The 25,316-nt window shown below is 46.5% G+C and carries 24 protein-coding genes and 1 riboswitch; of the genes, 13 read left to right on the forward strand and 11 right to left on the reverse strand.

Annotated features, from left to right (window positions below; genetic code table 11):
• Positions 1–14: 14 nt before the first annotated feature.
• From WH95_RS05950 to ptsN, 7 genes are all read left to right on the forward strand, one after another.
• Positions 15–1,019: a KpsF/GutQ family sugar-phosphate isomerase gene (locus tag WH95_RS05950; protein WP_082114005.1), complete on the forward strand. Its 1,005-nt coding sequence runs from the start codon at positions 15–17 to the stop codon at positions 1,017–1,019.
• Positions 1,020–1,032: 13 nt separating this feature from the next.
• Positions 1,033–1,737, forward strand: a complete 705-nt coding sequence (lptC, locus tag WH95_RS05955) for an LPS export ABC transporter periplasmic protein LptC (protein WP_052741829.1) — start codon at positions 1,033–1,035, stop codon at positions 1,735–1,737.
• Entirely contained in the window at positions 1,734–2,546 is an 813-nt protein-coding gene (locus tag WH95_RS05960; RefSeq protein WP_046504269.1) for an LptA/OstA family protein, read from the forward strand. Before lptC ends, WH95_RS05960 begins: the two co-directional genes overlap by 4 nt.
• Entirely contained in the window at positions 2,543–3,328 is a 786-nt protein-coding gene (lptB, locus tag WH95_RS05965; protein ID WP_046504272.1) for an LPS export ABC transporter ATP-binding protein, read from the forward strand. Before WH95_RS05960 ends, lptB begins: the two co-directional genes overlap by 4 nt.
• An 11-nt stretch (positions 3,329–3,339) precedes the next feature.
• A complete protein-coding gene (gene rpoN / locus WH95_RS05970; protein ID WP_046504274.1) occupies positions 3,340–4,869 on the forward strand; it encodes an RNA polymerase factor sigma-54 in 1,530 nt (509 codons plus the stop codon).
• Positions 4,870–5,076: 207 nt separating this feature from the next.
• Positions 5,077–5,646: a ribosome hibernation-promoting factor, HPF/YfiA family gene (gene hpf / locus WH95_RS05975; RefSeq protein WP_046504276.1), complete on the forward strand. Its 570-nt coding sequence runs from the start codon at positions 5,077–5,079 to the stop codon at positions 5,644–5,646.
• Positions 5,647–5,673: 27 nt separating this feature from the next.
• On the forward strand, positions 5,674–6,138 hold the full coding sequence (gene ptsN, locus WH95_RS05980; protein ID WP_046504279.1) for a PTS IIA-like nitrogen regulatory protein PtsN: 465 nt from the start codon (positions 5,674–5,676) through the stop codon (positions 6,136–6,138).
• Positions 6,139–6,217: 79 nt separating this feature from the next.
• On the opposite strand, the gene WH95_RS05985 is transcribed toward ptsN, so the two are convergent.
• Positions 6,218–6,436 carry a DUF1150 family protein gene (locus WH95_RS05985; RefSeq protein ID WP_046504281.1) on the reverse strand — a complete coding sequence of 73 codons (219 nt, stop codon included), beginning with the start codon at positions 6,434–6,436 and terminating at the stop codon, positions 6,218–6,220.
• Between the two features lie 127 nt (positions 6,437–6,563).
• Positions 6,564–7,016 (reverse strand): Hsp20 family protein, encoded by a 453-nt coding sequence (locus tag WH95_RS05990; RefSeq protein ID WP_046504283.1) that lies wholly within the window; start codon positions 7,014–7,016, stop codon positions 6,564–6,566.
• A gap of 292 nt (positions 7,017–7,308) precedes the next feature.
• Here WH95_RS05990 and WH95_RS05995 point away from each other — a divergent pair, with 292 nt between their 5' ends.
• Positions 7,309–7,485: a hypothetical protein gene (locus WH95_RS05995; RefSeq protein WP_157845899.1), complete on the forward strand. Its 177-nt coding sequence runs from the start codon at positions 7,309–7,311 to the stop codon at positions 7,483–7,485.
• Positions 7,486–7,490: 5 nt separating this feature from the next.
• Here WH95_RS05995 and WH95_RS20455 read toward each other — a convergent pair whose 3' ends face one another.
• Positions 7,491–8,738, reverse strand: coding sequence for a sensor histidine kinase (locus tag WH95_RS20455; RefSeq protein ID WP_052741830.1), 1,248 nt, complete (start codon positions 8,736–8,738; stop codon positions 7,491–7,493).
• Between the two features lie 310 nt (positions 8,739–9,048).
• Here WH95_RS20455 and WH95_RS06005 point away from each other — a divergent pair, with 310 nt between their 5' ends.
• Positions 9,049–9,909 carry an MBL fold metallo-hydrolase gene (locus WH95_RS06005; protein ID WP_082114006.1) on the forward strand — a complete coding sequence of 287 codons (861 nt, stop codon included), beginning with the start codon at positions 9,049–9,051 and terminating at the stop codon, positions 9,907–9,909.
• A gap of 99 nt (positions 9,910–10,008) precedes the next feature.
• Here the strand turns inward: WH95_RS06005 and pyk are convergent, their stop codons facing one another.
• The 3 genes from pyk to WH95_RS06020 all read right to left on the reverse strand — a co-directional run bounded on the left by pyk (position 10,009) and on the right by WH95_RS06020 (position 13,826).
• Positions 10,009–11,451 carry a pyruvate kinase gene (pyk, locus tag WH95_RS06010; RefSeq protein ID WP_046504291.1) on the reverse strand — a complete coding sequence of 481 codons (1,443 nt, stop codon included), beginning with the start codon at positions 11,449–11,451 and terminating at the stop codon, positions 10,009–10,011.
• A 295-nt stretch (positions 11,452–11,746) separates the two neighbouring features.
• Positions 11,747–12,754: a type I glyceraldehyde-3-phosphate dehydrogenase gene (gene gap / locus WH95_RS06015; RefSeq protein ID WP_046504293.1), complete on the reverse strand. Its 1,008-nt coding sequence runs from the start codon at positions 12,752–12,754 to the stop codon at positions 11,747–11,749.
• Positions 12,755–13,061: 307 nt separating this feature from the next.
• Complete coding sequence (locus WH95_RS06020) at positions 13,062–13,826, reverse strand: DeoR/GlpR family DNA-binding transcription regulator (protein ID WP_046504295.1); 765 nt, start codon at positions 13,824–13,826, stop codon at positions 13,062–13,064.
• Between the two features lie 155 nt (positions 13,827–13,981).
• Here WH95_RS06020 and glpK point away from each other — a divergent pair, with 155 nt between their 5' ends.
• Positions 13,982–15,469, forward strand: coding sequence for a glycerol kinase GlpK (glpK, locus tag WH95_RS06025; RefSeq protein ID WP_046504298.1), 1,488 nt, complete (start codon positions 13,982–13,984; stop codon positions 15,467–15,469).
• 141 nt (positions 15,470–15,610) lie between these two features.
• On the opposite strand, the gene WH95_RS06030 is transcribed toward glpK, so the two are convergent.
• The 4 genes from WH95_RS06030 to WH95_RS06045 form a co-directional block, all read right to left on the reverse strand.
• The gene (locus tag WH95_RS06030) at positions 15,611–17,794 is read right to left on the reverse strand and encodes an RNA degradosome polyphosphate kinase (protein ID WP_113771987.1); all 2,184 of its coding nucleotides are present in this window, start codon (positions 17,792–17,794) and stop codon (positions 15,611–15,613) included.
• Positions 17,795–17,968: 174 nt separating this feature from the next.
• Positions 17,969–18,265, reverse strand: coding sequence for a YdbL family protein (locus tag WH95_RS06035; protein ID WP_218044447.1), 297 nt, complete (start codon positions 18,263–18,265; stop codon positions 17,969–17,971).
• A 64-nt stretch (positions 18,266–18,329) separates the two neighbouring features.
• The gene (locus tag WH95_RS06040; RefSeq protein WP_046504300.1) at positions 18,330–18,560 is read right to left on the reverse strand and encodes a YnbE family lipoprotein; all 231 of its coding nucleotides are present in this window, start codon (positions 18,558–18,560) and stop codon (positions 18,330–18,332) included.
• Positions 18,561–18,662: 102 nt separating this feature from the next.
• Complete coding sequence (locus tag WH95_RS06045) at positions 18,663–21,629, reverse strand: intermembrane phospholipid transport protein YdbH family protein (protein WP_157845900.1); 2,967 nt, start codon at positions 21,627–21,629, stop codon at positions 18,663–18,665.
• 222 nt (positions 21,630–21,851) lie between these two features.
• Between WH95_RS06045 and WH95_RS06050 the strand changes: the two genes are divergently transcribed.
• The 3 genes from WH95_RS06050 (at position 21,852) to WH95_RS06055 (ending at position 24,140) form a co-directional block, all read left to right on the forward strand.
• Complete coding sequence (locus WH95_RS06050) at positions 21,852–22,808, forward strand: PDR/VanB family oxidoreductase (RefSeq protein ID WP_046504306.1); 957 nt, start codon at positions 21,852–21,854, stop codon at positions 22,806–22,808.
• A 144-nt stretch (positions 22,809–22,952) separates the two neighbouring features.
• The gene (locus WH95_RS20905; RefSeq protein ID WP_082114010.1) at positions 22,953–23,117 is read left to right on the forward strand and encodes a DUF3012 domain-containing protein; all 165 of its coding nucleotides are present in this window, start codon (positions 22,953–22,955) and stop codon (positions 23,115–23,117) included.
• A gap of 27 nt (positions 23,118–23,144) precedes the next feature.
• Positions 23,145–24,140 (forward strand): alpha/beta hydrolase, encoded by a 996-nt coding sequence (locus tag WH95_RS06055; RefSeq protein ID WP_046504308.1) that lies wholly within the window; start codon positions 23,145–23,147, stop codon positions 24,138–24,140.
• Positions 24,141–24,206: 66 nt separating this feature from the next.
• On the opposite strand, the gene WH95_RS06060 is transcribed toward WH95_RS06055, so the two are convergent.
• A complete protein-coding gene (locus WH95_RS06060) occupies positions 24,207–24,869 on the reverse strand; it encodes an O-methyltransferase (RefSeq protein WP_046504311.1) in 663 nt (220 codons plus the stop codon).
• 163 nt (positions 24,870–25,032) lie between these two features.
• Positions 25,033–25,271: riboswitch (cobalamin riboswitch) on the forward strand.
• Positions 25,272–25,316 lie beyond the last annotated feature (45 nt).

Here is a 25,316-nt window from a genome sequence, read left to right on the forward strand (position 1 = left end):
TTAAGTCTAAATAAATGGCCAATGTAGTTCATAATTCCGAGCCGGACATGACAACAACACCAACCAACGCGACACAAGCAATTGAAACGGCGCGTCGGGTTCTTGATTTAGAGGCCAAGGGCCTTCAACAATTAAGCACTGAACTTAACGGCAGCTTTACCGAAGCCTTGAACATTCTGGCCAATGTGACAGGACGTGTCATTATATCCGGCATGGGGAAAAGCGGCCACATCGCCAAAAAAATTGCTGCAACACTGGCCTCAACGGGAACCCCCGCTTACTGCGTTCATCCAGGCGAAGCCAGTCACGGCGACCTCGGCATGATCACCCGCAATGACGCTGTGCTCGCCATGTCGAATTCAGGGAACACATCAGAACTAAGTGACCTGATCACCTATACAAGGCGCTTTGGCATTCCGCTTATTGCAATGACCAGCCGAAAGACTTCTACTTTGGCCGAAGCCGCAGACGTTGCCCTTATATTACCATCACTGCCTGAAGCATGCCCCCATGGTCTCGCACCGACAACGTCAACAACCATGTCCCTTGCATTGGGCGACGCACTCGCCGTTGCCCTTATGGAACAAAAGAATTTTCAGCCACAGGACTTCAAAGTATTTCACCCCGGTGGAGCACTTGGGAATCAGCTTCTGAGAGTATCGGACATTATGCATAGTAGTGAGCTTCCCCTCTGCGCAGGAAGCACCTCTATGACAGAAACCATTCTGATCATGACGCAACGCTCTTTTGGATGTATCGGCGTTACAAATATTGATGGCCAGCTTACAGGTATTATTACTGATGGCGATTTAAGGCGGCATATGGATACGGATATATTATCAATGACGGCAGAAAGCGTTATGACGCCAGCCCCAAGAACCATTCGCCCTTCGGCTCTTGCCGCAGAAGCACTGGGGCAAATGAACGAAAGCTCAATCACAAGTCTCTTTGTCACCGAGGACGAAATGCCCGTTGGCATAATCCATATTCACGACTGCCTCCGCGCAGGAATCGCCTGAGGTCTTGAACCGGATGAGCTCACCTGCCAGATCCAACAAAGATAATAACTCTGCTTCCACAAACGAAACGGAACTTGCGACACCTGTAAAGCCGCCTCGTTTTTCCGGTGGCAACGCGTACAGTGTTTTTGTCAGTATCGCGAAAGTAACGCTCCCCTTCTTTGCTGTTGTCCTGATTCTTCTGGTTGTTGTCTGGCCTCAATTGGAAGAACAAGTCATTACCGAAGGAACCGCTATTGGTAACAGCATTCTGGAATCAAGTACTCCAGACACATTAAGTGCCCTGAATCCCAAGTATCTGGGACTTGATGAGAAGAATCAGCCCTACACAATTATTGCCGACCTTGCGGAACAATCCAGTGAACGTGAAAACGAAATTTTCCTAACTCTCCCCAAGGCAGATATCACACTTGAAGACGGCACATGGCTTGCCCTTTCGGCACAAACAGGCTTGTATGACAGGGATGCAAAATATCTGAATCTGAACGGACAGGTAAACATTTTTCAGGACCAAGGCTTTGAGATCGTAACTGAAGAAGCAATGTTTGACGCAAAAGCAGGATCTGCTTATGGGCAGCTACCAGTGCAAGGCCACGGGCCAGCTGGCACAATAAATGCCGAGGGCTTTATCATCACGGATCGTGGCAAACGCATAACCTTTACAGGCAAAAGCAAGCTGATCATCCTTCCTGGGGCTCAGGAGGCCCTGAAACAATGACCCGTTTATTCGCAATTCTGGCTTTGGTTTTCAGCATAGCAACAACACAAAGCAAGCTCGCATTAAGTCAAGGCCTGACAGAAGGCTTGGGCGAAAGCAACGTTCCCCTTGAAATTAATGCCGACGAAGGTATTGAATGGCGCAGAGATCTGAATCAATACGTCGCAAGCGGAAATGCCCGTGCTGCGCAGGGTGAGCTTGAAGTTTTTGGCGATCAACTCATTGCACATTACCGCGAAGGCGCTGAAGGTGGAACCGAAATCTACCGCGTCGATGCTGTTGGAAACGTTAAAATTGTTTCTCCAGGCGAAACAGCTTATGGCGACAACGGTGTTTATGACATAGACAAACAGGTAATGGTTCTTACCGGACAAAACCTGCGCATGGTCAGTGGCGCAGACACTATTACAGCCCGTGACAGCCTTGAATACTGGGAAGCAAAACAGCTTGCCGTAGCCCGTGGCAATGCAATTGCCGTTCGCGAAGATAAACGCGTCCATGGCAACGTCCTAACAGCTCACTTCGTTCGCGATGCCGATAACCAGCTAGAGATAGAGCGTATTGACGCACATGGCGATGTTCGGGTTGCAACTAAAACAGAGTATGCTACTGGTGATAAAGGCATATATTTTGTTAAACGAGAACTTGCCAATCTCATCGGAAATGTAAAAATCACACAGGGTGAAAACCAAATGAATGGGGATGAAGCACAGTTCAATCTGGCAACCGGTGTCAGTAAGCTTGTCAGCAAAAGCGGTAAACCTGTTCAAGGCCTCATTCTGCCATCCAGTAAAAAGAAAAAACCATGACCGAAAAGCACCCCCCTGCCCAGACAGAAAGCGGCACCAAACCATCACTTGTCGCTGACAATCAGGGCCTGATGGCAACCAATATTGGCAAAAGCTTCAAAAAACGCCCGGTTCTTCGTGCTGTGACCATGCGCGTTCAACGGGGTGAAGTTGTTGGTCTTCTTGGCCCAAACGGTGCTGGTAAAACCACAAGCTTCTATATTATCACAGGCTTGCTTTCCCCTGATTCAGGCTGGGTTACCCTGGACAATCAAGACATTACCGACCTTCCTATGTACCGTAGATCGCGCATGGGCATTGGCTATCTTCCACAAGAAGCTTCTATTTTCAGGGGCCTGACCGTTGAGCAAAATATTCGCGGCGTGCTTGAAGTTGTTGAATCGGTCCGCAGCAAGAGAGAAGCAAAACTGGACAGTCTGCTTGCTGAATTTTCAATCACCCATCTGCGGAATACACCTGCAATCGCCTTGTCTGGTGGTGAGAGAAGACGTGTCGAGATCGCCCGTGCCCTTGCTTCTGATCCGAGTTTTATTTTGCTGGATGAACCACTCGCTGGTATTGATCCGATTGCTGTCGGTGACATCCGCGATCTGGTTATGCACCTCAAAGATCGTGGTATCGGGGTTTTGATCACAGACCACAATGTTCGAGAAACCCTTGATATTGTTGATAGAGCTTACATTATTCACGATGGCATGGTGCTGATGGAAGGCACGCCGAGTGAAATTGTAAATAATGATGATGTGCGTCGCGTTTACCTAGGAGAAAGGTTTAGCCTTTAAGGGTTATACCTATGGCAATTTCGCAAAGATTAGAGCTGAGGCAAAGTCAAAGCCTCGTCATGACCCCGCAGTTACAGCAAGCAATCAAGCTACTGCAACTGTCCAACATAGAGCTCGCTGACTACGTCCAACAAGAGATCGAACAAAACCCTCTTTTGGACCGGGATGACGGCACCCAAAATTCCACTCTTGTCGATACTGATACTAATGACCTGCACTCTGCAGCCGCAGCCCCGTCAGAGAATGAAAACCAGCAACCGGACTCGTTAGAATTATCAAACGCAGATACTTTGCCTGACAATAACCAGACACCCCTCGATAACGATTACGATAATTATTACGACAGCAGTCCGGACAATCAGTGGAATGACCAGGATACAGCATTTTCCAGCTGGGGTGCAGGGGGAAACACCCGCTTTGATGACGCAGAATATTCGCTGGAAAATCGATTACGCGACACGATTACTCTTCGTGACCATCTTCGCGAACAGTTACAAATGGAAGTCGACGAACCAACAGAACGCTTGATTGGTGTTCACCTCATCGATCATGTTGATGAAGCTGGCTATATGAAAGCCCCGCTCGATGAAATTGCAGATCAATTAGGGTGCCCCTTGGACCTGGTTGCATCTGTACTCAAAACCCTGCAGTCATTTGACCCCGCAGGCATCTGCGCACGTGATCTCGGTGAATGTCTCGCCATTCAATTAGCCGAAAAAAACCGTCTAGACCCTGCAATACAAGCATTGCTCGATAATTTAGAGCTACTCGCGAAACGCGATCTAAAAGCTTTAAAAGAAGTCTGTGGAGTCGACGAAGAAGACATAACGGACATGATCGCGGAAATTCGCGCTCTTAATCCACGACCAGCCGCGACCTTTGATACCAGTGATGTAGAGACTGTAATCCCAGAGGTTATTATTAAATCTGATAATGCTGGCGGGTGGCGTATAGAGCTCAATAACGATGCATTGCCGAAAGTTCTAATCAATAATAAATACCACGGAACTGTTTCAGATCTGGCACGAACTAAGGAAGATAAGTCGTACATCTCTGAACAGTTGCAATCGGCAAACTGGCTCATCAAAGCTTTACATCAACGTGCAACAACCGTCCTCAAAGTCGCAACAGAAATTGTACGTCAACAGGATGGTTTTTTCCAAAAAGGAGTACAGGCCCTAAAGCCTCTTACTCTGAAGGATATTGCCGAAGTCATTGAAATGCATGAATCAACGGTCAGTCGTGTGACCTCTAACAAATATATGGTCACACCGCGCGGCACCTTTGAAATGAAGTATTTTTTCACCTCTTCTATTAGCGGAGGGGACGGTGACGCCCATTCATCAGAAGCCGTTCGAGACCGCATCAAGAACCTTATAGATCAAGAAGATCCAAAGAAAATTCTGTCCGATGATGCCCTGGTGACCAAACTTAAGGCAGAAGGAATCGACATTGCGCGACGTACTGTCGCAAAATATCGCGAAGCCTTGGGAATCCCTTCATCGGTACAAAGAAGACGCGAAAAAAAGCTCTCTTTTTAAATTTTTTCACGTAACAAAATCGACTTATTCCAAAAGACTATGTATACTACCTATGTCGTGTATCACTACGGGAGGAAAACATGGTTCAACCTACTATCCTTGACTCCGATAAACGACGTCACTATGGTGCCGCCCCAGATAGCGGGGCTTGACTGGCACATATGGCCATTACGCTAACCCCCTTAACAATTCAGAGAATTTGTTCACATGCAGCTTTCCGTTAAAGGCAAGCAGCTCGACGTTGGCGACGCGCTGCGCACTCATATAGAAGACAATCTTTCCGCTACTTTGGATAAGTATTTTGGTGATGCCATTGATGTAAATGTCACCATGTCCAAAAATGCCTACCTCTACCGTGCAACTGTCGTTGCACATGTAGGTAAAAACATTCGCCTAGAAGCAAATGGCGAAGCAGGTGAACCATATCCTGCATTTGATCTGGCTGCTGAGCGCTTATCCAAGCGTCTGCGCCGTCATAAACGCAAACTTCGTGATGATCATGCTGAAGGCGGCAAAGAAGCAACTCACGCTCAGCATTACATCCTATCGGGCGAAGAAGAAAAAGATGATCAGAAAGAGGAAGTCGAAGACAGTCCTTTGATCGTTGCAGAGATGGCAACTGAAATCCCCACGTTAACAGCTGGTTTGGCTGTTATGCGTATGGATCTGGAAGATCTTCCAGCCATGATGTTCCGCAATAGCAAACACGGGGGTCTAAACATGATCTACCGTCGTGCAGATGGAAACATCGGGTGGGTTGACCCATCAACAAGCTAAGACGCGAATAAATAAAGACTACATGTAATGGAACTAACTGACCTTATCGGCCCAGATGCCGTAGCTGCTGACATGAAAGTCAACAGCAAGAAGCAATTTCTACAAGAAATTGCGAAACGTGCATCTGAGATCACCGGAACAGAAGAACGAGATATTTTCGAAGTTCTCATCGAAAGAGAGAAACTCGGCACGACTGGTATTGGTCAAGGTATTGCTATTCCACATGGCAAACTACCAAACCTCGACAGACTTTACGGTTTTTTCGTTAAGCTAGAGCGGCCGATTGATTTCGATTCAATCGACGAACAACCCGTAGATCTTATCTGCCTACTTCTTGCCCCGGAAACAGCTGGTGCTGATCACCTCAAAGCTCTTGCACGGGTATCCCGTTTCTTACGGAATGCATCAACATGCGAAAAGCTTCGGGGAACAGAAAGTGATGATGGCATTTATGCCCTTTTAAGTGCCACAGCCACAAGCCATGCGGCCTGATAAGTACAAGTTCTGAATACACAATAGAAAAGGCCCCGAATTTCGGGGCTTTTTTTCAACTTCATTTCAACTTTTGGTCTTAGTGTACGCTTAAAGGCTCTAGGTCCTGTTGACGAACAGCAGCAAAGGCAACATCTCGGTCGCTTACGACTGTTATCTCAGTTCCATCAGCAGCATAAATACCAAAGCAAGCATCACCCTCGACTTCAACGGGCTTCACATAGGCCACAATTTCCAGCCCCAATGCAGTCATATCCTGATCTGTCATTAATTCCGATATTACTTGCTTAATCATCATCACTCTTTTCCAGCTTTAACAGCAACAGTTCGCTAAACGACCTGCAAAATTATTCTTACTATAGTTCCCTATTCTTAAGGAACCATCAATCAGTAATATTTCTTACGGACTTTATTCTTCCAGAAATCTAACTTTTTTTATCTTCAATTACCGTCGCCGATGATTTTTCGCTGCTTGTTTGTATTTCGATACTACGAATAGCGATATTTTGAAGGGGCTGTTCCAAGTCAACATGCAAAAGGCCATTTTCCAACTTCGCATCCAAGACTTCTATTCCTTCGGCCAAAACAAAAGCACGTCTAAACTGTCGGGCTGCTATCCCGCGATGGAGGTATTCTTTATCATCATCTGACTTTGCCTTTCCCTTGATAACAAGTTGATTATTCTCAATCTGAACCTGCATATCTTCTTGGGAAAACCCGGCAACAGCTAACGTAATACGTATTTTATTTTCGCTAACTTTTTCAACGTTATACGGGGGATATCCATCTGAAGCAGTTTTGGAAATCATATCCACGGCCTGCTCAAACTGTTCAAATCCAAGCATGAGCGGGCTATTAAATAAAGACAATCTTGACAACTATACCTCCTCGAAAGAGCAAGGGTCATTCCTATTACGGCCCCAAATGGCAGCCAGTAAATACATGTGTAACCTGCCTATGCAGCGCCACAAGCCTATAATTGGGGGCTACATACCCAGAGGTCAAGACCGACTAGCCACATTGGCACCTTTTGAAGCCCAAAACACACATAAATACACTCAAAAAGTATAAATACAGCAAAAACAACTACTCAAGATTTAATTTCTTTCCAAATCACTGTAAATTGTGTATATCTAATCAGGATCAACACCACATGTTGTGGAAAACTCTGTGGATAACATGATGAAAAGCTCGTTGTCAGTTGCCTCAAGCCCTTATTTAGCCAAGCCGTTACGTTCAATTGCACAAGCAAAAGCCGAACAAGACGAAAAAAGAAGACTAGAAGCAATAAAGAATCAAAAGCTGCAATCTAAAATATCTGATGCCGCTCGCAAGAAAGAGCATTAACAAAACTACTTCGTCACAACCAGATCTGGTGGGAATCGTAGTGTTATTGCTGTACCAAGACCAGGTTCACTCGTGATTGAAAAATCCCCCCCCAACGCTTCAATAGACCTTTTTGAAACAGGCAACCCTAAACCTGTTCCACGTACATGAGTATGAGTTTGCGCTTCGAGTACCTGTCCATATGGTGACAAGGCCAAAGCTAATTCTTCTGGGGACATGCCGACACCGTTATCACGGATAACCATCAAAACGGCCCCGTTATCAGTATCATATTGCCCTTCAACACTAACGCGCCCACCCCTTCTGGTAAATTTAACAGCATTAGATACCAAATTTGTCAGAACTTGTTTAAAACGGCGTTCATCCGTTTTCAAATTCGGAAATTCGTCGGGAATGTTCGCTGAGAGCTCAATCCCAGATTCTTCAGCCAGTAAAGCCATTAGACGCAAAGTTTCATTCACTGCATCACGCGCAGAAACCTCTGTAATCACAAGATTCTCTTCGCTTGATTCTGTTTTAGCAAGATCCAGAACATCATTCACGATACCTAACAAATGCCTGCTTGCATTATGAATATCATCAGCATATCCCAGATATTTTTCATGCCCAAGAGACCCAAATCTCTCTTGCTTCATGATTTCAGAGAACCCTAGTATTGCATTTAAAGGCGTTCGCAGTTCGTGACTCATATCTGCGATAATATTTTGGTTTTCTTTGTTTTTTTCAGGAAGAGCCGGATTTTGCTCTAATATTTTTTTCTCGGCCTGTTTCAATAAAACAAGAGCAAGGTCAGCTTTTTGTGTTTTCTTTGCCAGCTCAGCTTCTAACCTTGATCGTTCATTTGAAATGCTCAGCAATGTTTGGCAACTCAATCCCAAACGATCAATATCTCTGGGGAAAACGACCAAGTCATCGAATAAAGCTGTGGTTTCCGGCCCTACAGCATTCAAATTGTCATCAGAGATGCAAATGATTGGGCACCGTTGAGCCCAAGGCAATGATTTAAACTGAGAGACATCTTGTGTTAATTTGCGGCCCAATGAACTTGCTGAAATCAAAAAGAGATCAGGTTTAATCTGGGCATCCGGCTCAAAGACCTCAGAAATGATGACGGTCGAAAAGCCGGCATCACTAAGCGAAATGCAAATATCTTTGCAAAAGGCTTCATCATCACCAACGATAATAATTCGTGATTTTTTTATATCTTGATGCAATACAAGGTCTTTCTGAACCACAATATCACTAACTACCATTTTTCAGGATAGAAAGCACAACTACCTTGCGAATAACGATATGCCCTGAGGGTTAGAAAACCATTAAAAAATATGTATTTTTATCGGATCAGACCATACAACTGATGATTCAGCCCCCATACACTTACAATGACAGCAAAGAATTCACCCCAGATCGATAAAAATAAAAACCATGCTGCCTATCTAAGATCAAGCAAAGCTTGGACAAGTATAAAGAAAACGTCCAATCAACGGTGAACACTATCCATATAAACAAAATTACCCATCTTATAGTTGTTGATGTTATCCTTTCTGAAAAATGGAGACCCGCATGCAGGTAAAGATCAAAGCTTTCTTTCATGATGAAAGCAATACAATTTCCTATGTGGTTTGGGACAATCAGGCCAAGAAATGTGCTGTAATAGATTCTGTACTTGATTTCGACGCAAGTTCAGGCCGGACGTCAACACAGAGTGCACAGGAAATCATTGAGTTTATCCACAAAGAAAGCCTTACCTGCCAATGGGTTCTTGAAACCCACGTACACGCCGATCATCTCAGTGCAGCCCCATTTATCAAGAAAAGTGTTGGCGGAAAGACAGCCGTTGGAAACCACATCCCCGAAATTCAAAAAACGTTCAAGACAATTTACAATGCAGAACCAGGCTTCAACACAGAAGGACAACAATTTGACCACCTGTTAGAAGATGGTGAAGAATTCCAGATTGGCAACACGACCTGTAAGGTTATCCATACTCCGGGGCACACACCTGCTTGCGTAACTTACTTAATAGATGGAAATGCCTTTGTTGGGGATACTCTTTTCATGCCTGACTTTGGTACAGCACGCACGGACTTTCCGGGCGGAGATGCCGGACAACTATACGATTCAATCGGAAAAATTTTGGCCCTGGATGAAAACACAAAGCTTTACACCTGCCATGATTATGCACCCAACGGCCGCCAGATTGCCTGGGAAAGTACCGTTCAGGAACAGCGGGATAGCAACCTGCACGCACACAACGGCGTAACAAGAGATGAATTTATCAAAATGCGAACAGAGCGAGACAAACAACTCGCGATGCCAGCCCTTTTGATTCCTTCAATTCAGGTGAATATGCGTGCTGGCGACCTTCCCCCAAAAGAAGAAGATGGCGACAGGTATTTGAAAATTCCCCTCAATAAACTTTAAAGCCGATAAAATCTGGCCATTTAACTATGTGGCGTTCCATTAGCCATACTAAAAAAGCAGCCTTTAGGCTGCTTTTTTAGTATTTGTTTCAGATCGAGATTACGAAATTGGATCAGGCTTTTCGTGCTGACCAACCGTAGCAATGCGAAGATTATTTGTCGCGCCCGGTGTACCAAACGGAACCCCTGCCGTTACAACGACCTTATCGCCGTTTTCACAGAAACCTTCGCGGCGAGCAATACGCGTTGATTTACCGACCATTTCACCAAAGCTGCTGACATCCCGTGTGTTTACAGAGTGAACGCCCCAAACCAGAGACATCTTTCTTGCGACACGTAAATCAGGTGTCAATCCAAGCAATGGTGTATTGGGGCGCCCCCGTGCAGCCCTAAAGGCCGTACTGCCAGTCGTCGTGAAGGTCACAATCGCTTTTGCATTGACCAAATCAGCAACATGACGCGCCGCATCACTAATCGCATCAGCTTCTGTCGGATTTGGCAAAATTTCATCCGCGTGTACCAGCTTGAGATAGAGCGGATCTTTTTCGATGGTTTCTATAATCCGGTTCATCATCGTCACAGCTTCGAAAGGATAGGCACCACTGGCAGATTCAGCCGATAACATCACAGCATCAGCGCCATCATAAACGGCTGTGGCAACATCAGATGCTTCTGCTCTCGTCGGCGTTGGCGCGGAAACCATGGTTTCCAGCATCTGTGTTGCCACAATCACGGGTTTTCCATGTTCGCGGCAGGTGCCAATAATTCGTTTTTGCAATACAGGTACATTTTCCGGCGGCAACTCAACGCCCAAGTCACCACGGGCGACCATAACCGCATCGGTCAACTCAACAATGGCTTCAAGCTGTTCTATAGCGGACGGCTTTTCCAGCTTGGCCATGACACCAGCACGCCCGTTAACAAGCTTGCGCGCTTCCATGACATCTTCCGGGCGTTGAACAAATGACAACGCGCACCAGTCACAACCGAGCTCAAGGCCAAATTCCATGTCCAGCAAATCTTTTTCAGTCAAAGCTGACAAAGGCAGGACAACGCCCGGAACATTAACCCCTTTGTTGTTGGACAGTACACCACCAACCACAACTTCGGTCGTGGCTTCTGTTCCGTTTATAGCGGTGACACGTAAACGGATACGACCATCATCCAGCAACAGGTCAGTTCCAATTTCAAGCGCATCAAAAATTTCTTTGTGTGGCAATGTTGCCCGGGTTGCATCACCGAGCTCATCCTTCATATCCAGCTTGAAGGTTGCGCCATTTGCCAACTCTGCCGAATCATTAACAAAGCGGCCCACACGTAACTTGGGTCCCTGTAAGTCCATCAAGACCGCAATAGGACGGCCAGCTTCTTTTTCGACTTCACGGATCAGATCATAGCGCTCTTTGTGATCTGCGTGGGTTCCATGGCTGAAATTAAGACGGAAAGTATCGACACCCGCTTCGAACAGCGCCGTAATAGTCTCCTTATCCGAACTGGCCGGGCCAAGTGTCGCCACAATCTTACAAAGACGCTTACGTTTCATTTCAGGAACCTTTTCAGTATGTTTATTTCAGGATTATATCCTGTTTTATCTGTCTTATCAGTTTTCTATTACAAAAGCTTGGCTCAACGACGACAGTTTTGTCTCGATCAACGAAACTCTTGGATTGTACTCCAAAATCCGAGCTCAGAATTAGAATACAGAAAACGGCACGCGAACTCGTGCCGATTTTTTACTTTTATAGCGCTTCTCAATAAAACACTGCCTTTATTTCCATCAATAAAGATCGAAAAAAAGATCAGGAGAGAGCCCTCTACTCTCTCCTGATCAAGTAGACCTAGAGGCTAAGCCCCAGGGCGACAGCAGTGTCAACCATACGGTTGGAGAACCCCCACTCGTTATCATACCAGCTCAAGACACGAACCAGACGATCACCAACAAGTTGGGTTTGCGTCAGATCAAAGGTCGAACTGGCAGGGGAGTGGTTAAAATCTATTGAAACCAGGGGCTCATCATTGATGTCGAGAACACCTTTGAGCGCACCTTCGGACGCAGCCACCATTGCTGCATTAATTTCTTCGGCGGTTGTTTTTCTCCCTGCGGTAAAGACAAGATCAATCATGGAAACATTTGCTGTTGGGACACGAACAGCCGTTCCATCTAACTTGCCATCAAGTTCTGGCAGCACAAGACCAACGGCACGGGCCGCACCCGTAGATGTTGGAATCATTGAAAGTGCAGCGGCTCTGGCACGGCGCAGATCAGAATGCATTGTATCAACTGTGTTCTGGTCACCAGTATAGGCGTGAACCGTTGTGACAAAACCTTCTTCCAGGCCAACCAGTTCGTTAAGAACGTGTGCAACAGGGGCCAGACAGTTTGTTGTACAGGACGCATTGGAAACGATCGTGTGTTCAGGCGCGATCTTGTGGTGGTTCACACCGTAAACGACGGTTAGATCAGCGTTTTTACCCGGTGCAGAGATCAACACTTTCTTTGCCCCTGCTTCAAGATGCAGAGAGGCTTTTTCGCGATCGGTGAACAGTCCGGTGCATTCCAGTGCAACATCAACCCCCAACTCGCCCCAGGGCAAATCAGCGGGGTTACGTTCTGACAAGGCTGCAATGCGTTTGCCTTCAATAATCAAGGCCTTGTCGTCAGCTTTGATATCTTTACGGAGCGTGCCATGCACTGAATCGTACTTGAGAAGGTGGGCATTGGCCTGCGCAGACGCCAAGTCGTTGATAGCAACAACTTCGATATCGTCACGACCGGATTCAATAATGGCCCTCAACACAAGTCGGCCAATACGACCAAAACCATTAATTGCTACGCGAACCGCCATAATCTGCTCCTCAGGGACTTAATTTGTAATTCTTGATGACAAAATGTTCATTTTTGAACATAAACGCAAGTCATATTTTTCTAAAGTGAATATTTTATGACAAAAAAGCCGAATAAAAAGGAATGATCTCAAAGCTGTTTTAAGAGTCAAATTTCAAAAAAATCAATTTAAAACAAAAAGTTAAAAAAACAGATCCACAAATAATATCAAACTAAAGTCAATATTAAAAAATGATCACAGTAAATCGATCAATGAATATGAATGTTCAGTTACAAAAAATTATCAGAATCCGAGCTGAAATCGAGGCCTAGCAGAGAACTTCAAGATCCAGTGACTTGATGATAGAAGACAGAGGTTCAGTCGGCATACTATCCGTAACCAATGTATCGATCTGAGATAAATGCCCCAAGCGCACCAATGCGTTTCGACCGTATTTACTACTGTCAGCAACAAGCAGTGTGTGGCGGGCGTTTTCTATAATAGTTTGGGAAACCCGGACACCGCCATAGTCATAATCAAGAAGGCTGCCGTCTTCATCAATACCACCAACGGCGATCACACCATAATCGGCACGGAATTGACGGAAAAAATCAATTGTCGCTTCACCAATAATACTGCGATCAACATTGCGAACAACACCGCCAGCCACAATAATTTCAAAGCTGGGGTTCGGACTCATAATGTGGGCAACACTCAGGCTGTTTGTAATGACGCGCAGGCCCGTATGCCCCATCAAAGCCTGTGCAACACTTTCGTTTGTCGTACCCATATTGATAAATAGCGACGCATTGTTTGGAATTTCACGCGCGACAAGCTGGGCAATGCCCTCTTTTTCCTGCGCGTTGATACCCTGACGTTGCGTATAGTCGAGATTAAGAACAGAAGAGCTGAAGCTGGCCCCACCGTGAAAGCGGTTGAGCAATTTGGCGTCACAAAGTTCGTTTATATCCCGACGGATGGTTTGTGTTGTTACAGAGAAATCCTGTGCCATTGAATCAATGGATACGAAGCCATTATTCTTCGCCAATTCAAGAATCTGTCTTTGACGACGACTAAGTTTTTCCAGATTCATCTGTATTCCCCACTAACAAATTCGCGCTTTTTATCAGCACTTGGCCCCTTTTACTCAATTTCTAACAAAAAAGGAACCGATGTTCACTTTACTTTCATAAACGAACATACGAAAGTAAAGATCAAATTCCAAGGGGAGTCAAAAGGGAAGCCGGAATGAGCGAAAACCAACACATTCTTTCAATTGATCAGGGCACAACAAGCAGCCGGGCAATTATCTTTGATGTCAAGGGCAACAACATTGCAACATCCCAACAAGAGTTTCCACAGATCTTCCCAGAAGATGGATGGGTTGAACATGATCCCGAGGCCATCTGGTCATCAACACTTGAAGTATCCCGCGAAGCCCTGAAAGCAGCACAAGCCAAAGGCGCAAACATCGTCACCATTGGCATTACCAATCAACGGGAAACAACCGTAATCTGGGATAGGTCGACCGGATTACCGATCTACAACGCAATTGTCTGGCAAGACCGGCGTACAGCGGAACTATGTTCAAAACTGAAAGAGCAAAATCAGGAAGACAAAGTCACAGCCAAAACAGGCCTGTTACTTGACCCTTATTTCTCAGCAACAAAAGTTGCCTGGATTCTCGATAATGTTGATGGTGCACGCGAAAAAGCTGAACGTGGCGAACTTGCCTTTGGCACCATCGATAGCTTCCTGCTTTGGCGTTTGACCGATGGCCAGGTCCACGCAACAGATGCAACCAATGCGTCCAGGACCATGCTCTATAACATCCATGATCTCCAATGGGATAATGATCTTCTGGAACTGTTTAATATTCCCGCATCTCTTTTGCCCGAGGTAAAAGACTCTGCCGCTGATTTTGGCACAACCAGTGCCGATATATTTGGGGCACCGATTCCCATTCAGGGCATCGCAGGCGATCAACAGGCGGCAAGTTTTGGCCAAACCTGTTATGACGCAGGCGACATCAAGAGCACCTATGGCACAGGGTGCTTTGTCCTGCTCAATACAGGTGAAAAACCTCTGGCATCAAAAAACCGATTGCTCACCACCATCGGCTATCGAATTAATGGTAAAACATCTTATGCACTGGAAGGGGCTATTTTTGTATCCGGCGCCGCCGTCCAATGGCTGCGCGACGGTCTTAAGATAATTAAATCGGCCTCAGAGACCGAAGCGATGGCCCGAAATCTTCCGGACAATAAAGGCGTATACCTTGTCCCCGCCTTTACGGGTCTCGGCGCTCCGTTCTGGGATCCGCATGCCCGTGGCTCGATCTACGGGTTAACAAGAGACAGTGGCCCGGAAGAAATCGTCCGCGCGACACTGGAAGCCGTTTGTTATCAAACCAGAGACCTCTTTGAAGCTATGGTAGACGATGGCATTGAGCCAAAGGCACTAAAAGTTGATGGCGGCATGGTCGCCAATAACTGGGTCATGCAATTTCTTTCCGATACGCTAAACCTTGAAGTTGATCGCCCGGCTGTCGCAGAGACCACCGCACTGGGCGCAGCCTATCTGGCGGGTCTTCAGCACGGAATTTATAAATCGCTCGACGATATTAAAGAAAACTGGAAACTGGATAGAAGCTTTACGCCCGTAATGGATGAAGCAACCAGAAAACAAAATCTTGCGGGTTGGGATCTGGCAATCAAGAGAACTCAATACCAGTAAAAGGTGCCATTGCAGTACGGGCCATTGCGGTTTCTGCAGAAGCCCGTCATTTAAGAAATAACAAAAAAGCCGAAACCCACTGGTTCCGGCTTTTTTGTTATCGCTGCGACAGCACGTAAAATACAAACCGTCTTAATCATACTATTTCTTGCGCCGCTTTTTGTTCATACTCTTTTTGAGGGCTTTGCCGCGCCCGGATAAGCTTGGGTTCGTCATAAAGAAGTTATGGGCATTAAAACCGACACCAATCGGCTCCATACGCTTAAAGGTCGTGTCTTCCTGCATAATCCAGCTCTGCGCTTCGTCCTGTAAATTGGCAAACATAACCTGGTCCAGAACCTGACGCTTTACGGTATCATTTTCAATCGGCACCATAACCTCTACCCGGCGATCGAGATTTCGGGGCATTAAATCTGCTGACGAAATGTACACCTTGGCATCTGGCGATGGCAGATCGTGACCATTACCGAAACAAAAAATGCGACTGTGCTCCAAAAAGCGCCCAACAACACTGCGTACCTGTATGTTTTCTGACAAGCCTGCGATGCCTGCTTTCAGACAACAAATTCCTCTGGCCACTATTTCAATCTGCACTCCGGCATTACTGGCCTCATAAAGCGCATCAATGATATCGGCATCGACCAGGCTGTTGACCTTGATCCAGATTGCCGCCGGCTTGCCCGCATTGGCGTGTTTGATTTCGGCTTCAATCTCTTTTTTAATCCGCTGACGCAGGGTGTTTGGCGCATATTCCAGCTTTTCCATCCCCTTGGGTGCCGCCGATCCGGTCGTGAAGTTAAAGAGGCAGGCCGCGTCCCGCGCCAGTTTCTCATCACAGGTAAAGAAACTGAGATCTGTATAGATCTTGGCGTTGATCGGGTGATAATTACCAGTTCCAAAATGAACGTAGGTTTTCATCCCGTCACCATCCCGTCGCACCACCATAGACAGTTTGGAATGGGTTTTCAGATCAACAAAACCATAGACGACCTGAACGCCAGCACGTTCCAGATCACGTGCCCAACGAATATTAGCAGCCTCGTCAAATCGTGCCTTCAATTCAACCAGCGCCGTCACTGACTTTCCTGCTTCTGCAGCGTCAATTAACGCCCGCACGATCGGTGACTGATTTGATGTACGATAGAGCGTTTGCTTAATTGCAACAACCTTTGGATCACGGGCGGCCTGTTTCACAAACTGCACGACAACGTCAAAGCTTTCGTAAGGGTGGTGAACAATAAAATCCTTGGCCCGGATGGCTGCGAAACAATCCCCGCCAAAATCTTTGATTCGTTCCGGAAAACGTGGCGTATAACTTTCAAATAGCAGCTCGTGCCGCGACGACACAATCATCTGGGACACGTCAGAAATACCCAACATACCCGCCAAAACAAAAACATCGTTCTCATTCACCAGATGATGTTTAGTGACAAAGGCCCGCAAGCTTTCCGGCATAGACGCATCAATCTGTAACCTGATCACAGATCCCCGACGCCGACGCCGCAGCATGGTTTCAAAGGTTCGAACCAGATCCTCCGCCTCTTCATCAACCTCAACATCCGAATCTCGCAAGATGCGGAAGAGACCATCCCCCAGAAGCTCAAAGCCCGGAAACAGTGTATCCATAAACATGCGGATAACATTCTCCAGCGCAATAAAACGGTCTTGATTGCCCGGCAACTTAACAAAGCGTTTGATGTTATGGGGAATGGGCACAAGTCCATTGATCAGGCGATTATCCTGATTACGAGACAATTCCAGCGCCAGAACCAATCCTTTATTGGGAATAAAAGGGAAGGGATGGGCCGGATCAACCGCCAGAGGCGTCAGGGCCGGGAAAACCTGGGTTTGAAACCAGGATGTCAGCCACTCTATTTCATCGGGGTTCAATTCATCCGGGCTTAAAAGGAAAACATTCTTGGCCCGAAGCTTGGCAAACACATCCTGCAAAGCAATCTGCTGTTGCTGCATCAGGCGCCCAGCCTGAATTGAAATTTCCTGTAGCTGTTCCGCTGGTGTCAGGCCATCCTGACTGAGTCTGGTGATACCGGCCGCAACCTGCCCCATCAGCCCGGCAACACGAACCATGTAGAATTCATCAAGGTTGCTGGCAGAAATCGATGCGAAACGCAGGCGCTCTAACAAGGGGTGTTGCGGGTTACTGGCCTCTTCCAATACTCTGAAGTTAAACGCCAGCCACGATAGTTCCCGATTGATAAAACGCTTGGGTGATTTCGTCGCCAGCCAGTCACAATCAGGATGATCAATTTCCTTTTCACAATCTTCAGCCCCCTCATCCGGAAGCTCAACAGCCAGATCATCCATCATAAATTCCTCACCATATACACAATCAGATGGATTGCATTAACAAGGTCAGGTTTCATTTTCATGTCAGATTAACCAAAGGAATCTGACAATCCATATACAAAGAAAAACCCCGCTGAATGAGCGGGGTTTTATACTGTTCTTAAAAAGAGGTTTATCTAAGCAAGACCAACTCTATTTCTGTACCCAGGAACCGTCTTCGGCCTGGAACCAAGTTCCGCTTGGCGCTTTGCTCATAATCTGTTTGGCGTAAACCATACCAACCTGCTTGACACTCACACCCTCTTTATTCGCCCGTTCCTGATAAATCTGGGTGCGTTTTGCATTTGTCGTTGAGACAAAATCAGATGCAGAGCTGTCGCGAGCCACCGCCAAACCGTCATAGCGTTCACCGACCGCGCCGGAACTGCGAAGACTATCCAGATCAGCGGCCCAGGCTGTTGGAATGACGGATACAAATGCAAACGCCACGAACAGAACTCTCAACATTTTCATGCTTTTAAAAACCATTGTTTCAGTTTCCTCCACCGACAATCTAGAAGAGATCTGGGTTGTTATTGATGTCATCTTTCGCCTGATCTTCTAGGCGAACGCGTACTTCGGCATCCAGCTTGATATTGAGGTTGATTGTAATCGGCTCTTTTGGTGCCTCAACCTTAACCGTTGGTGTACAGGCCTGAAGCCCCATTACAACCGCGGTAACAAGAACAAGCTGCTTGTTTATATTTTCATTCAGAAGGCCACCCAAGGCGTTATCCTCTGTCATTAGTCATTAAATTCTTTGAAGAATAGTCATCGAAATAAGGCAAGGGAAAGGCATTTTTGCGCTTCCCTACGATTTCGACCCCATTACTGGCATTATTATTACCTATTTATTCAACAGCCCTGAAACCAAGCCTTGTGAAAGTTTTTGCCCTTGCAGAAGAACTTCAAGCAAAGGTTCTACCTTGGTTTCAAGATTAATATTCAATCGAAAAGGATGTCCGTCGAGAACATCTTTATTGGCCCCGCTAATCCCCAAACTCACCTGCGCCGCAGAATTAATTGGCTTATCAATATCCAGAGTGAGTTCCGTATATTCAAAATTATGCAAAGCTTTCACCAAAAGTTCGACCTGTTCGCCCCCCGCTGCCAAGGCATCCGCAATCAATTGCGAACGAATTTGTAAAACGCCCGGCCCTTCCGTCGCCAGAGCTCCTTTTTCAATGATAATTTGCTCCCCTACAAATTTAATCGGGATCTCGCCGGTTAGTTGACCTGTGCCGCTTAGGTCCTCGCGGCCAATAAGGGTAAAGAGCTCTTTCAAATCCAGCTTCTCAACTTGTAGAAGGATCGATTTCTTATCAGCCAAAACCGGAATTTTTTGCGGTTTGAAACCAAGATTACCGCCCGCAATTTTCAAATCAGCGTTACGAAGATCAACAATAAAATCGTCCGCTTCCGGCACAACACCAAACATTAAATCTATATCAGAAATTGGAACGCCAGCATCAAAAGAGGCAATCTCAAGCTTCTGACCGGGCGGCAAAACCGGTTCGGTTATGCCCTGAAAGAAAAACCGTCCCACCAAATCCTTAAAAGGAAGTTCATTAATCTCAGCATCGGGCAGATCCACATTCAAATACCCGTGCCCATCAGGAACCCCTTTATCAAGAGATATCTCAACACGCCCGGAAACCGAGCCATCACGAACTTTCAGATCAGCTAAATGCGGCGTAAATACCTTTGGCTGTACGCCACCTTCACTAAACATAATCGAAGGAATAACCGCTTCAATCTGTCCATCCAGTGCAATCAAATCCATCTCCCCTGTAAGGTTCAATAACGGTACTCCCTCTAGAAGCGTTACATCCGCAGATAAATCTGTCTTTCGGATCGGCCCAGATGACTGGCCCTTGAACACAAATGGCGGCAATCCAAGTTCGGGATCATCCAGTTTGATCGTCGCCTCTGATCGGCTCGCAAGAACAAGTGAATTAACATCAACATCATTTACAGGTTGGAAAAAGGGTGTCGAGACATCATTCCGAGCAGAGCTGATCTTTAGTTTCTGATCTGGCACCTGAATTTCAGAAACTGTTGTCCCGATCTGCCATTTATCCCCCTCACGGCCTCGAATCTTGCTGGAAACATCAGTAATAATGACATCTCTTTTTTCTTTAATCAGATGGAGTTTCAGGGATTTAACATGCAAATCGCCAGAAACATTTTTTAGTTCCGCAGCATTTCCAGTTGTATCCAGAGGAAGGTGGAATTCACTCTCGATATTTGTAAATGTGATGTTCTCGTTGCTCTGGGTTCGAATTACATCTGGAACTTCCAGCTTCGTCAGTTCAATCTGTCCCAAATCACCTGTGAAGCTCACCTTGTTTCGATCTAAATTAAAGCTCCCTTGTGCAGTTCCCTGTCTAATCCTGAGCAGATAATCCGGTTGTTCATTAGCCCCGGTATTATCAACCCCCTCTATCTTTGCTTTCCAGTCGCCTTCCCAACTCTCAGAAGTCTCTTTTGAAATAGTTGCTGCCAATGCACCACCAGATACTTTGTGCCCGGCAAGCTCCAGTGTTTGCCCTCTGACATCAAGAATCACATTTTCAAGCTCTACTTGATCATACTCCTGACTAAGACCTCCCGTTATCTCGACAAAAGACGTTATCTCTGCAGGTGTTTCGCCACGGAGTTTCATTCCTATCTTTCCCGCGACGGGACGTGCATCGTTTAATGTAAAAGTGGCTGTTGTCTCTACTGGGTCTATTTCCCCCGACAGGGACGGGCCAAACACCTGCCTGATCACAGGAGGAAGCATGGCATCAGCAGGCAAATTCGTCACATTAAATTGCCCTGCCGCCTCAAGTCCCACTTTTGTTTCCGGACCTTTTTGCGTAAGTGCCAAAGGGAACTGCCCATCAAAGCGAGCACCGGAAGTCAACTGTCCATCAACCGCAAGGGTTGCTGCCAAATTCGCGGTCGCTTGCCCCAAATGAAGCATTAAAGGACTGATTGCCTCGCGCCATTTAGAAGGCGGCCTCTCGCCCAAATCTATTTGCCCGACACCATCCAGATTGAGCTTCACCCGTGTAGCTTCTATATTCCGGGGCAAAAAGGCCTTGGGGATGTTCCCGGTTATATCCCCGAAAACGTTCCAGTTCAGCCCCGGATTATCCAGAAAAAACGATGCTGCACCTTCCCCGGAAACGCCGACTTTCTGCCACTTGATATCCCAGTCGATCTGCAAGTCAGAGCTTGAAAAGATGGCCCCGAGGTAAAATTCTTCCGGCTCATAGTCCACCAAGTGACCGCCTTCAAAGCTCACCCATCCCTGCACATCATCTTCCGAATGGCCCCGAACCTCGACAGCAAAGGGCAACTGTGCCGCCCCAAGATCAGTCATAATTTGAAGGTTACTATTATTGATTTTAAGAGCAGGCCTGAAGGGAAGCACAGGAAAAGATGATTGCGTCTTGTTTTGCTCGTCGGACATGAACAAACTGTCCAAAGATCCCAAAACAGGCCCTTGTCCAGTCACGTCAAGCGACAAGGCCAAACGATCCAGATCGACCGTCAGTGTACCACCTTGCCACAAATCCATCAGATCGTAAGTTAAAACAAGGCGATCAAGAGCAATCTCGCGTGCATCCCCGACGCTTATGTCCTGAACAACAACTTCACGGTGTGATATCTCGGAAACTTCCGCAGAAAATCCAGGCAATGCCATGTCCTCTGCGATCTGATCCAATAGATACTGGGCAAGCGAGACGCGGTAATAAACAGTGACGCCACCAATCAAAAGCATCACGGCCCCGCACCACAAGAGCCTACGCCCCCACTTTTTCAAGCTATTTTTTCCTGCGCTCATTTCGTCAGACTACCACAGGTAGCGTCGGAAAAAAGGGTCTATTCATTTTGCCCCCAAGAATAATCAAGTGGATAATTGATTATGGAAACAAATACTTAATCGAGAACACTTTGTGGCAAACTGATGCCGCATATTGTACTTTGTTTCATCAAGGCACACCTAATAAGGCAAAGAGATAATATTTCGGGAGCAGATAAGATCATGTCACAGAGGATCAAGGTTCTTATTAATGCAATCAAGGATCAAGCCCTCAATATCAAGACCTATGAACTTGTTAGTCCTGACGGCACCCCACTTCCCTCTTTTACCCCCGGGGCTCATATTGACTTCTTTCTAAGCAATGATCTGATCAGGCAATATTCCCTGTCCAATTCTGCCGATGAGAGAAACAGATATGTAGTTGGTATCCAAAAAGAAGAACAAGGCCGTGGCGGATCACGTCTTATCCACGATCAATTCAAGGTTGGTGACGAAATCGAAATTTCCTCCCCTAGAAATAACTTCGAGCTGGATGAGACAGCCCAACGCTATAAACTGATTGCGGGGGGAATTGGCATTACACCTATTATGTCTATGGCCCGTCGATTAAAAGCTATCGGCAAACCCTTTCAGCTCTATTACGCCTGTCGTAATGAACAGCGGGCCGCTTTCATCGAAGAACTGAGATCAACTGAACTCTCAAAGCATGTGGTGCTGTCTTATGATGATGTTCACGGACCTCTCAACACCCTGGCTCTCTTCGGGCGCCCTGAACCAAACGTACAGATATATTGCTGTGGCCCGACGGGGTTGATGGATGCCGTTAAATCAGCGACCGTTTCCTGGCCAGAAGAAAGTGTTCGGTTTGAACATTTCTCTGCTGGCGAAGACACTGGCTCGCGAAAAGATGATGGCAGTTTCGATGTCGTTATCCAAAGTACGGGGCGTGTTTTACAAATACCAGCAGATAAAAGCATACTGAGCGTTCTGGAAGAAAATGGCATCTTTATCGATCATGCCTGTTGCGAAGGAATCTGTGGCACATGTGAAACAGGCCTTATTGACGGAGAGGCTGACCACAGGGACATGATTTTAACCGAAGCAGAAAAAGAGAAGAATCAACAGATCATGGTTTGTTGTTCCAGAGCAAAAACACCTATACTAACACTCGATCTCTAATACCTATTCGTCAACATACCATACTGTAAAAAAACACTCTTTTCAGCTTACGTATAAACACGTGGTAGCATCGAACTCTTTTCTGATTTATCATGCACGCAGTTTAATTCTTTTTCAGTTACCGATCCAATTCAGGGGAAATTTATGACCTATTTCAAACTTGTACTTGCAGCTCTTTTCATTACTGGCCTCAGTGCCTGCTCACCAGAAGTTGGCAGTCAGGAATGGTGTGATGCATTGAAAGAAAAACCCAAAGGCGATTGGTCAGCCAATGAAGCTACTGATTTTGCAAAACACTGTATTCTATAAAGCACTTCATTTTTAAAGGGTATATCTATGAGTGAGGGGCTGGATAAAGAACTTCAGGAATTTGTCTCTGTATCAGAAAGCTTTTCCACACCGGGAACAAGTGATCTGAACGATATCAGAGCCAGCTATAACCTGATGTGTCAGCATTACAACACCCCTCACCCCAAGGATATCAAGGTTCTGGAAGGTGCCGTCGAAGGCCCGGAAGGTGACATACCGATCCGGGTTTATCGTCCTGTCGAGGCAACGTCGACAGAAACGATCGGTGATATCCCCCAAAACACATTAATTAAACTGCCAACTCTCTTGTATTTTCATGGCGGTGGCTGGGTTTTGGGTGATCTGGACAGTCATGATGCCATTACGGCTGACCTTGCCAGTCAGGCAAAGGTACAGGTCATCGCTGTCGATTACCGTTTAGCACCCGAACACGTGTATCCCGCCGCCTTGGATGATTGTTGGGCCGTTTATCAGGCCATTACAGAAAACCCGGATATCTTCGGGGCCGACAGTGAACGTTTAGTCATTGGTGGCGATTCAGCTGGCGCTTCATTGGCCGCAAGCGTTGCCCTTATTGCACGGGACATAAACCTGCTGGGCTTTAACGCCCCGTCACTCAAGGGTCAGTTATTAATCTATCCTGCCCTGACAAGTGAAGACCTCCCCTCTCGGACCACACAGGCACAGGCACCTCTATTCAGTACGCCCGATTTGGATAACTTCATCGACTATTATCTCGGACATCAAGCCACCGAAGAAAACAGGCAGGATTTTAAAGTTTTCCCGGCACAAGCTGACGATTTTTCAAAGCTTCCAGCCACCTTCATCACTGCGGCAGAGCTTGATCCTCTGGCTGATGACGGCCCTGATTACGCGGACAAACTAAAAGCGGCCGATGTTCAGGTAAAATCCCTTGTTGAACCCGGTTTGATGCATGGCTGGCTTCGCGCCCGTAACAGCAGCCCAAGAGCCGCACAGGCCTTTTCCAGAATTGTGCTGGCCCTCAAAGATTTATCAACGTGAACACCTGATCCCTATTTAGACCTGATCCCTATATAGAACTGCCTGGTACTTGCTGCCTTTTCACGCTCAACTGTGCTTTTTCCGAACCAGCGTCATGCCGTCTGAAAAGGGAAGTGTCACCATTTCCACCCGTTCGTCTTTGACAATGGTTTGATTCAATCGGCGAATGGCATCAGTAATCGGTTCGCTCACAGACGGCTTGGCGACGTTTCCATACCAAAGAACATTATCAATCACCAGCAAGCCATCCGGCATTAGAATTTTCAGACAAGCTTCGTAATATTCAGGATAACGCTCTTTATCCGCATCAAGAAAAATCAGATCAAATTCAAGTCCCTTGTCCTGCAGTCTGGCAACCTCTGCCAAGGCATCACACAGACGGAGTTCTATTTTATCCTCGACACCGGCCTCCAGCCAAAAGGTCTCGGCAATATCGGTGAACTTCTTTTGATTATCCAACCCCAGCAGCACACCATCATCAGGTAATGCCCTGGCCATACACAAACTGCTGTAGCCGGTAAACACGCCAATTTCCAAAACTGACCTTGCCTTGAGCATCTTGACCAGAAAGAACAGAAACTGTCCCTGTTCCGGACACACCTGCATATGGCCGAATCTCATTTGCAGCGTTTCTTCTCGCAATCGAGCCAAAAGCGGATCTTCGCGCCCTCCGAAGCGTATGAGATACTCCTGAAGTTCATCCGTAATAGAAACATGTCGAGAATTCATAAAAAAAATTCCATGATTTTCAAATATTCACGACATCTTTTACCATAGTAACGACCTATTTCGACAAGCATAATTGACAGTGTCGCAAACGTCGGTCTCGTTGTCGTTTTTCAAGGCGACCACGCGACATGCTTTCATAAAATTAGCTATAGAAATAAATTTAATAATGACAACTCCTACAGGTGTTTCATGGAATTAAAGGTTTGATTTCATGAAAATAATTGGGAAGTCGGTCCGCGCAAATTCACGTCCCACAGCGCAAACCCGACGCTGCCCCCGCAACGGTAGGAGAGGAATAGAGACCACACGGTATCCACTGGATTAACTCTGGGAAGGATGTGATCTCTGCCATAATTTATGGCCCTCTCGAGCCCGGAAACCAGCCTGAGGCAAGTCTAGTAGTCGCGGTGGGCGATTGGAACGACCTGTTGATCTTTGCACAGCATA

Source organism: Kiloniella litopenaei (assembly GCF_000982415.1).
In the GTDB taxonomy this organism is placed as follows: Bacteria; Pseudomonadota; Alphaproteobacteria; order Kiloniellales; family Kiloniellaceae; genus Kiloniella; species Kiloniella litopenaei.

What these genes read in the sequence shown, in the direction of transcription:
- lptC (WP_052741829.1), top strand. Translation starts at nt 1,033, where the DNA reads ATGAGCTCACCTGCCAGATCCAACAAAGATAATAACTCTGCTTCCACA.
- ptsN (WP_046504279.1), top strand. Translation starts at nt 5,674, where the DNA reads ATGGAACTAACTGACCTTATCGGCCCAGATGCCGTAGCTGCTGACATG.
- WH95_RS06030 (WP_113771987.1), bottom strand. Translation starts at nt 17,794, where the DNA reads ATGGATGATCTGGCTGTTGAGCTTCCGGATGAGGGGGCTGAAGATTGT.
- WH95_RS06050 (WP_046504306.1), top strand. Translation starts at nt 21,852, where the DNA reads ATGTCACAGAGGATCAAGGTTCTTATTAATGCAATCAAGGATCAAGCC.
- WH95_RS05950 (WP_082114005.1), top strand. Translation starts at nt 15, where the DNA reads ATGGCCAATGTAGTTCATAATTCCGAGCCGGACATGACAACAACACCA.
- WH95_RS05985 (WP_046504281.1), bottom strand. Translation starts at nt 6,436, where the DNA reads ATGATGATTAAGCAAGTAATATCGGAATTAATGACAGATCAGGATATG.
- WH95_RS06055 (WP_046504308.1), top strand. Translation starts at nt 23,145, where the DNA reads ATGAGTGAGGGGCTGGATAAAGAACTTCAGGAATTTGTCTCTGTATCA.
- WH95_RS06020 (WP_046504295.1), bottom strand. Translation starts at nt 13,826, where the DNA reads ATGAATCTGGAAAAACTTAGTCGTCGTCAAAGACAGATTCTTGAATTG.
- pyk (WP_046504291.1), bottom strand. Translation starts at nt 11,451, where the DNA reads ATGAAACGTAAGCGTCTTTGTAAGATTGTGGCGACACTTGGCCCGGCC.
- WH95_RS06040 (WP_046504300.1), bottom strand. Translation starts at nt 18,560, where the DNA reads ATGACAGAGGATAACGCCTTGGGTGGCCTTCTGAATGAAAATATAAAC.
- WH95_RS05960 (WP_046504269.1), top strand. Translation starts at nt 1,734, where the DNA reads ATGACCCGTTTATTCGCAATTCTGGCTTTGGTTTTCAGCATAGCAACA.
- WH95_RS20905 (WP_082114010.1), top strand. Translation starts at nt 22,953, where the DNA reads ATGACCTATTTCAAACTTGTACTTGCAGCTCTTTTCATTACTGGCCTC.
- WH95_RS06005 (WP_082114006.1), top strand. Translation starts at nt 9,049, where the DNA reads ATGCAGGTAAAGATCAAAGCTTTCTTTCATGATGAAAGCAATACAATT.
- rpoN (WP_046504274.1), top strand. Translation starts at nt 3,340, where the DNA reads ATGGCAATTTCGCAAAGATTAGAGCTGAGGCAAAGTCAAAGCCTCGTC.
- hpf (WP_046504276.1), top strand. Translation starts at nt 5,077, where the DNA reads ATGCAGCTTTCCGTTAAAGGCAAGCAGCTCGACGTTGGCGACGCGCTG.
- WH95_RS06060 (WP_046504311.1), bottom strand. Translation starts at nt 24,869, where the DNA reads ATGAATTCTCGACATGTTTCTATTACGGATGAACTTCAGGAGTATCTC.
- glpK (WP_046504298.1), top strand. Translation starts at nt 13,982, where the DNA reads ATGAGCGAAAACCAACACATTCTTTCAATTGATCAGGGCACAACAAGC.
- WH95_RS20455 (WP_052741830.1), bottom strand. Translation starts at nt 8,738, where the DNA reads ATGGTAGTTAGTGATATTGTGGTTCAGAAAGACCTTGTATTGCATCAA.
- gap (WP_046504293.1), bottom strand. Translation starts at nt 12,754, where the DNA reads ATGGCGGTTCGCGTAGCAATTAATGGTTTTGGTCGTATTGGCCGACTT.
- lptB (WP_046504272.1), top strand. Translation starts at nt 2,543, where the DNA reads ATGACCGAAAAGCACCCCCCTGCCCAGACAGAAAGCGGCACCAAACCA.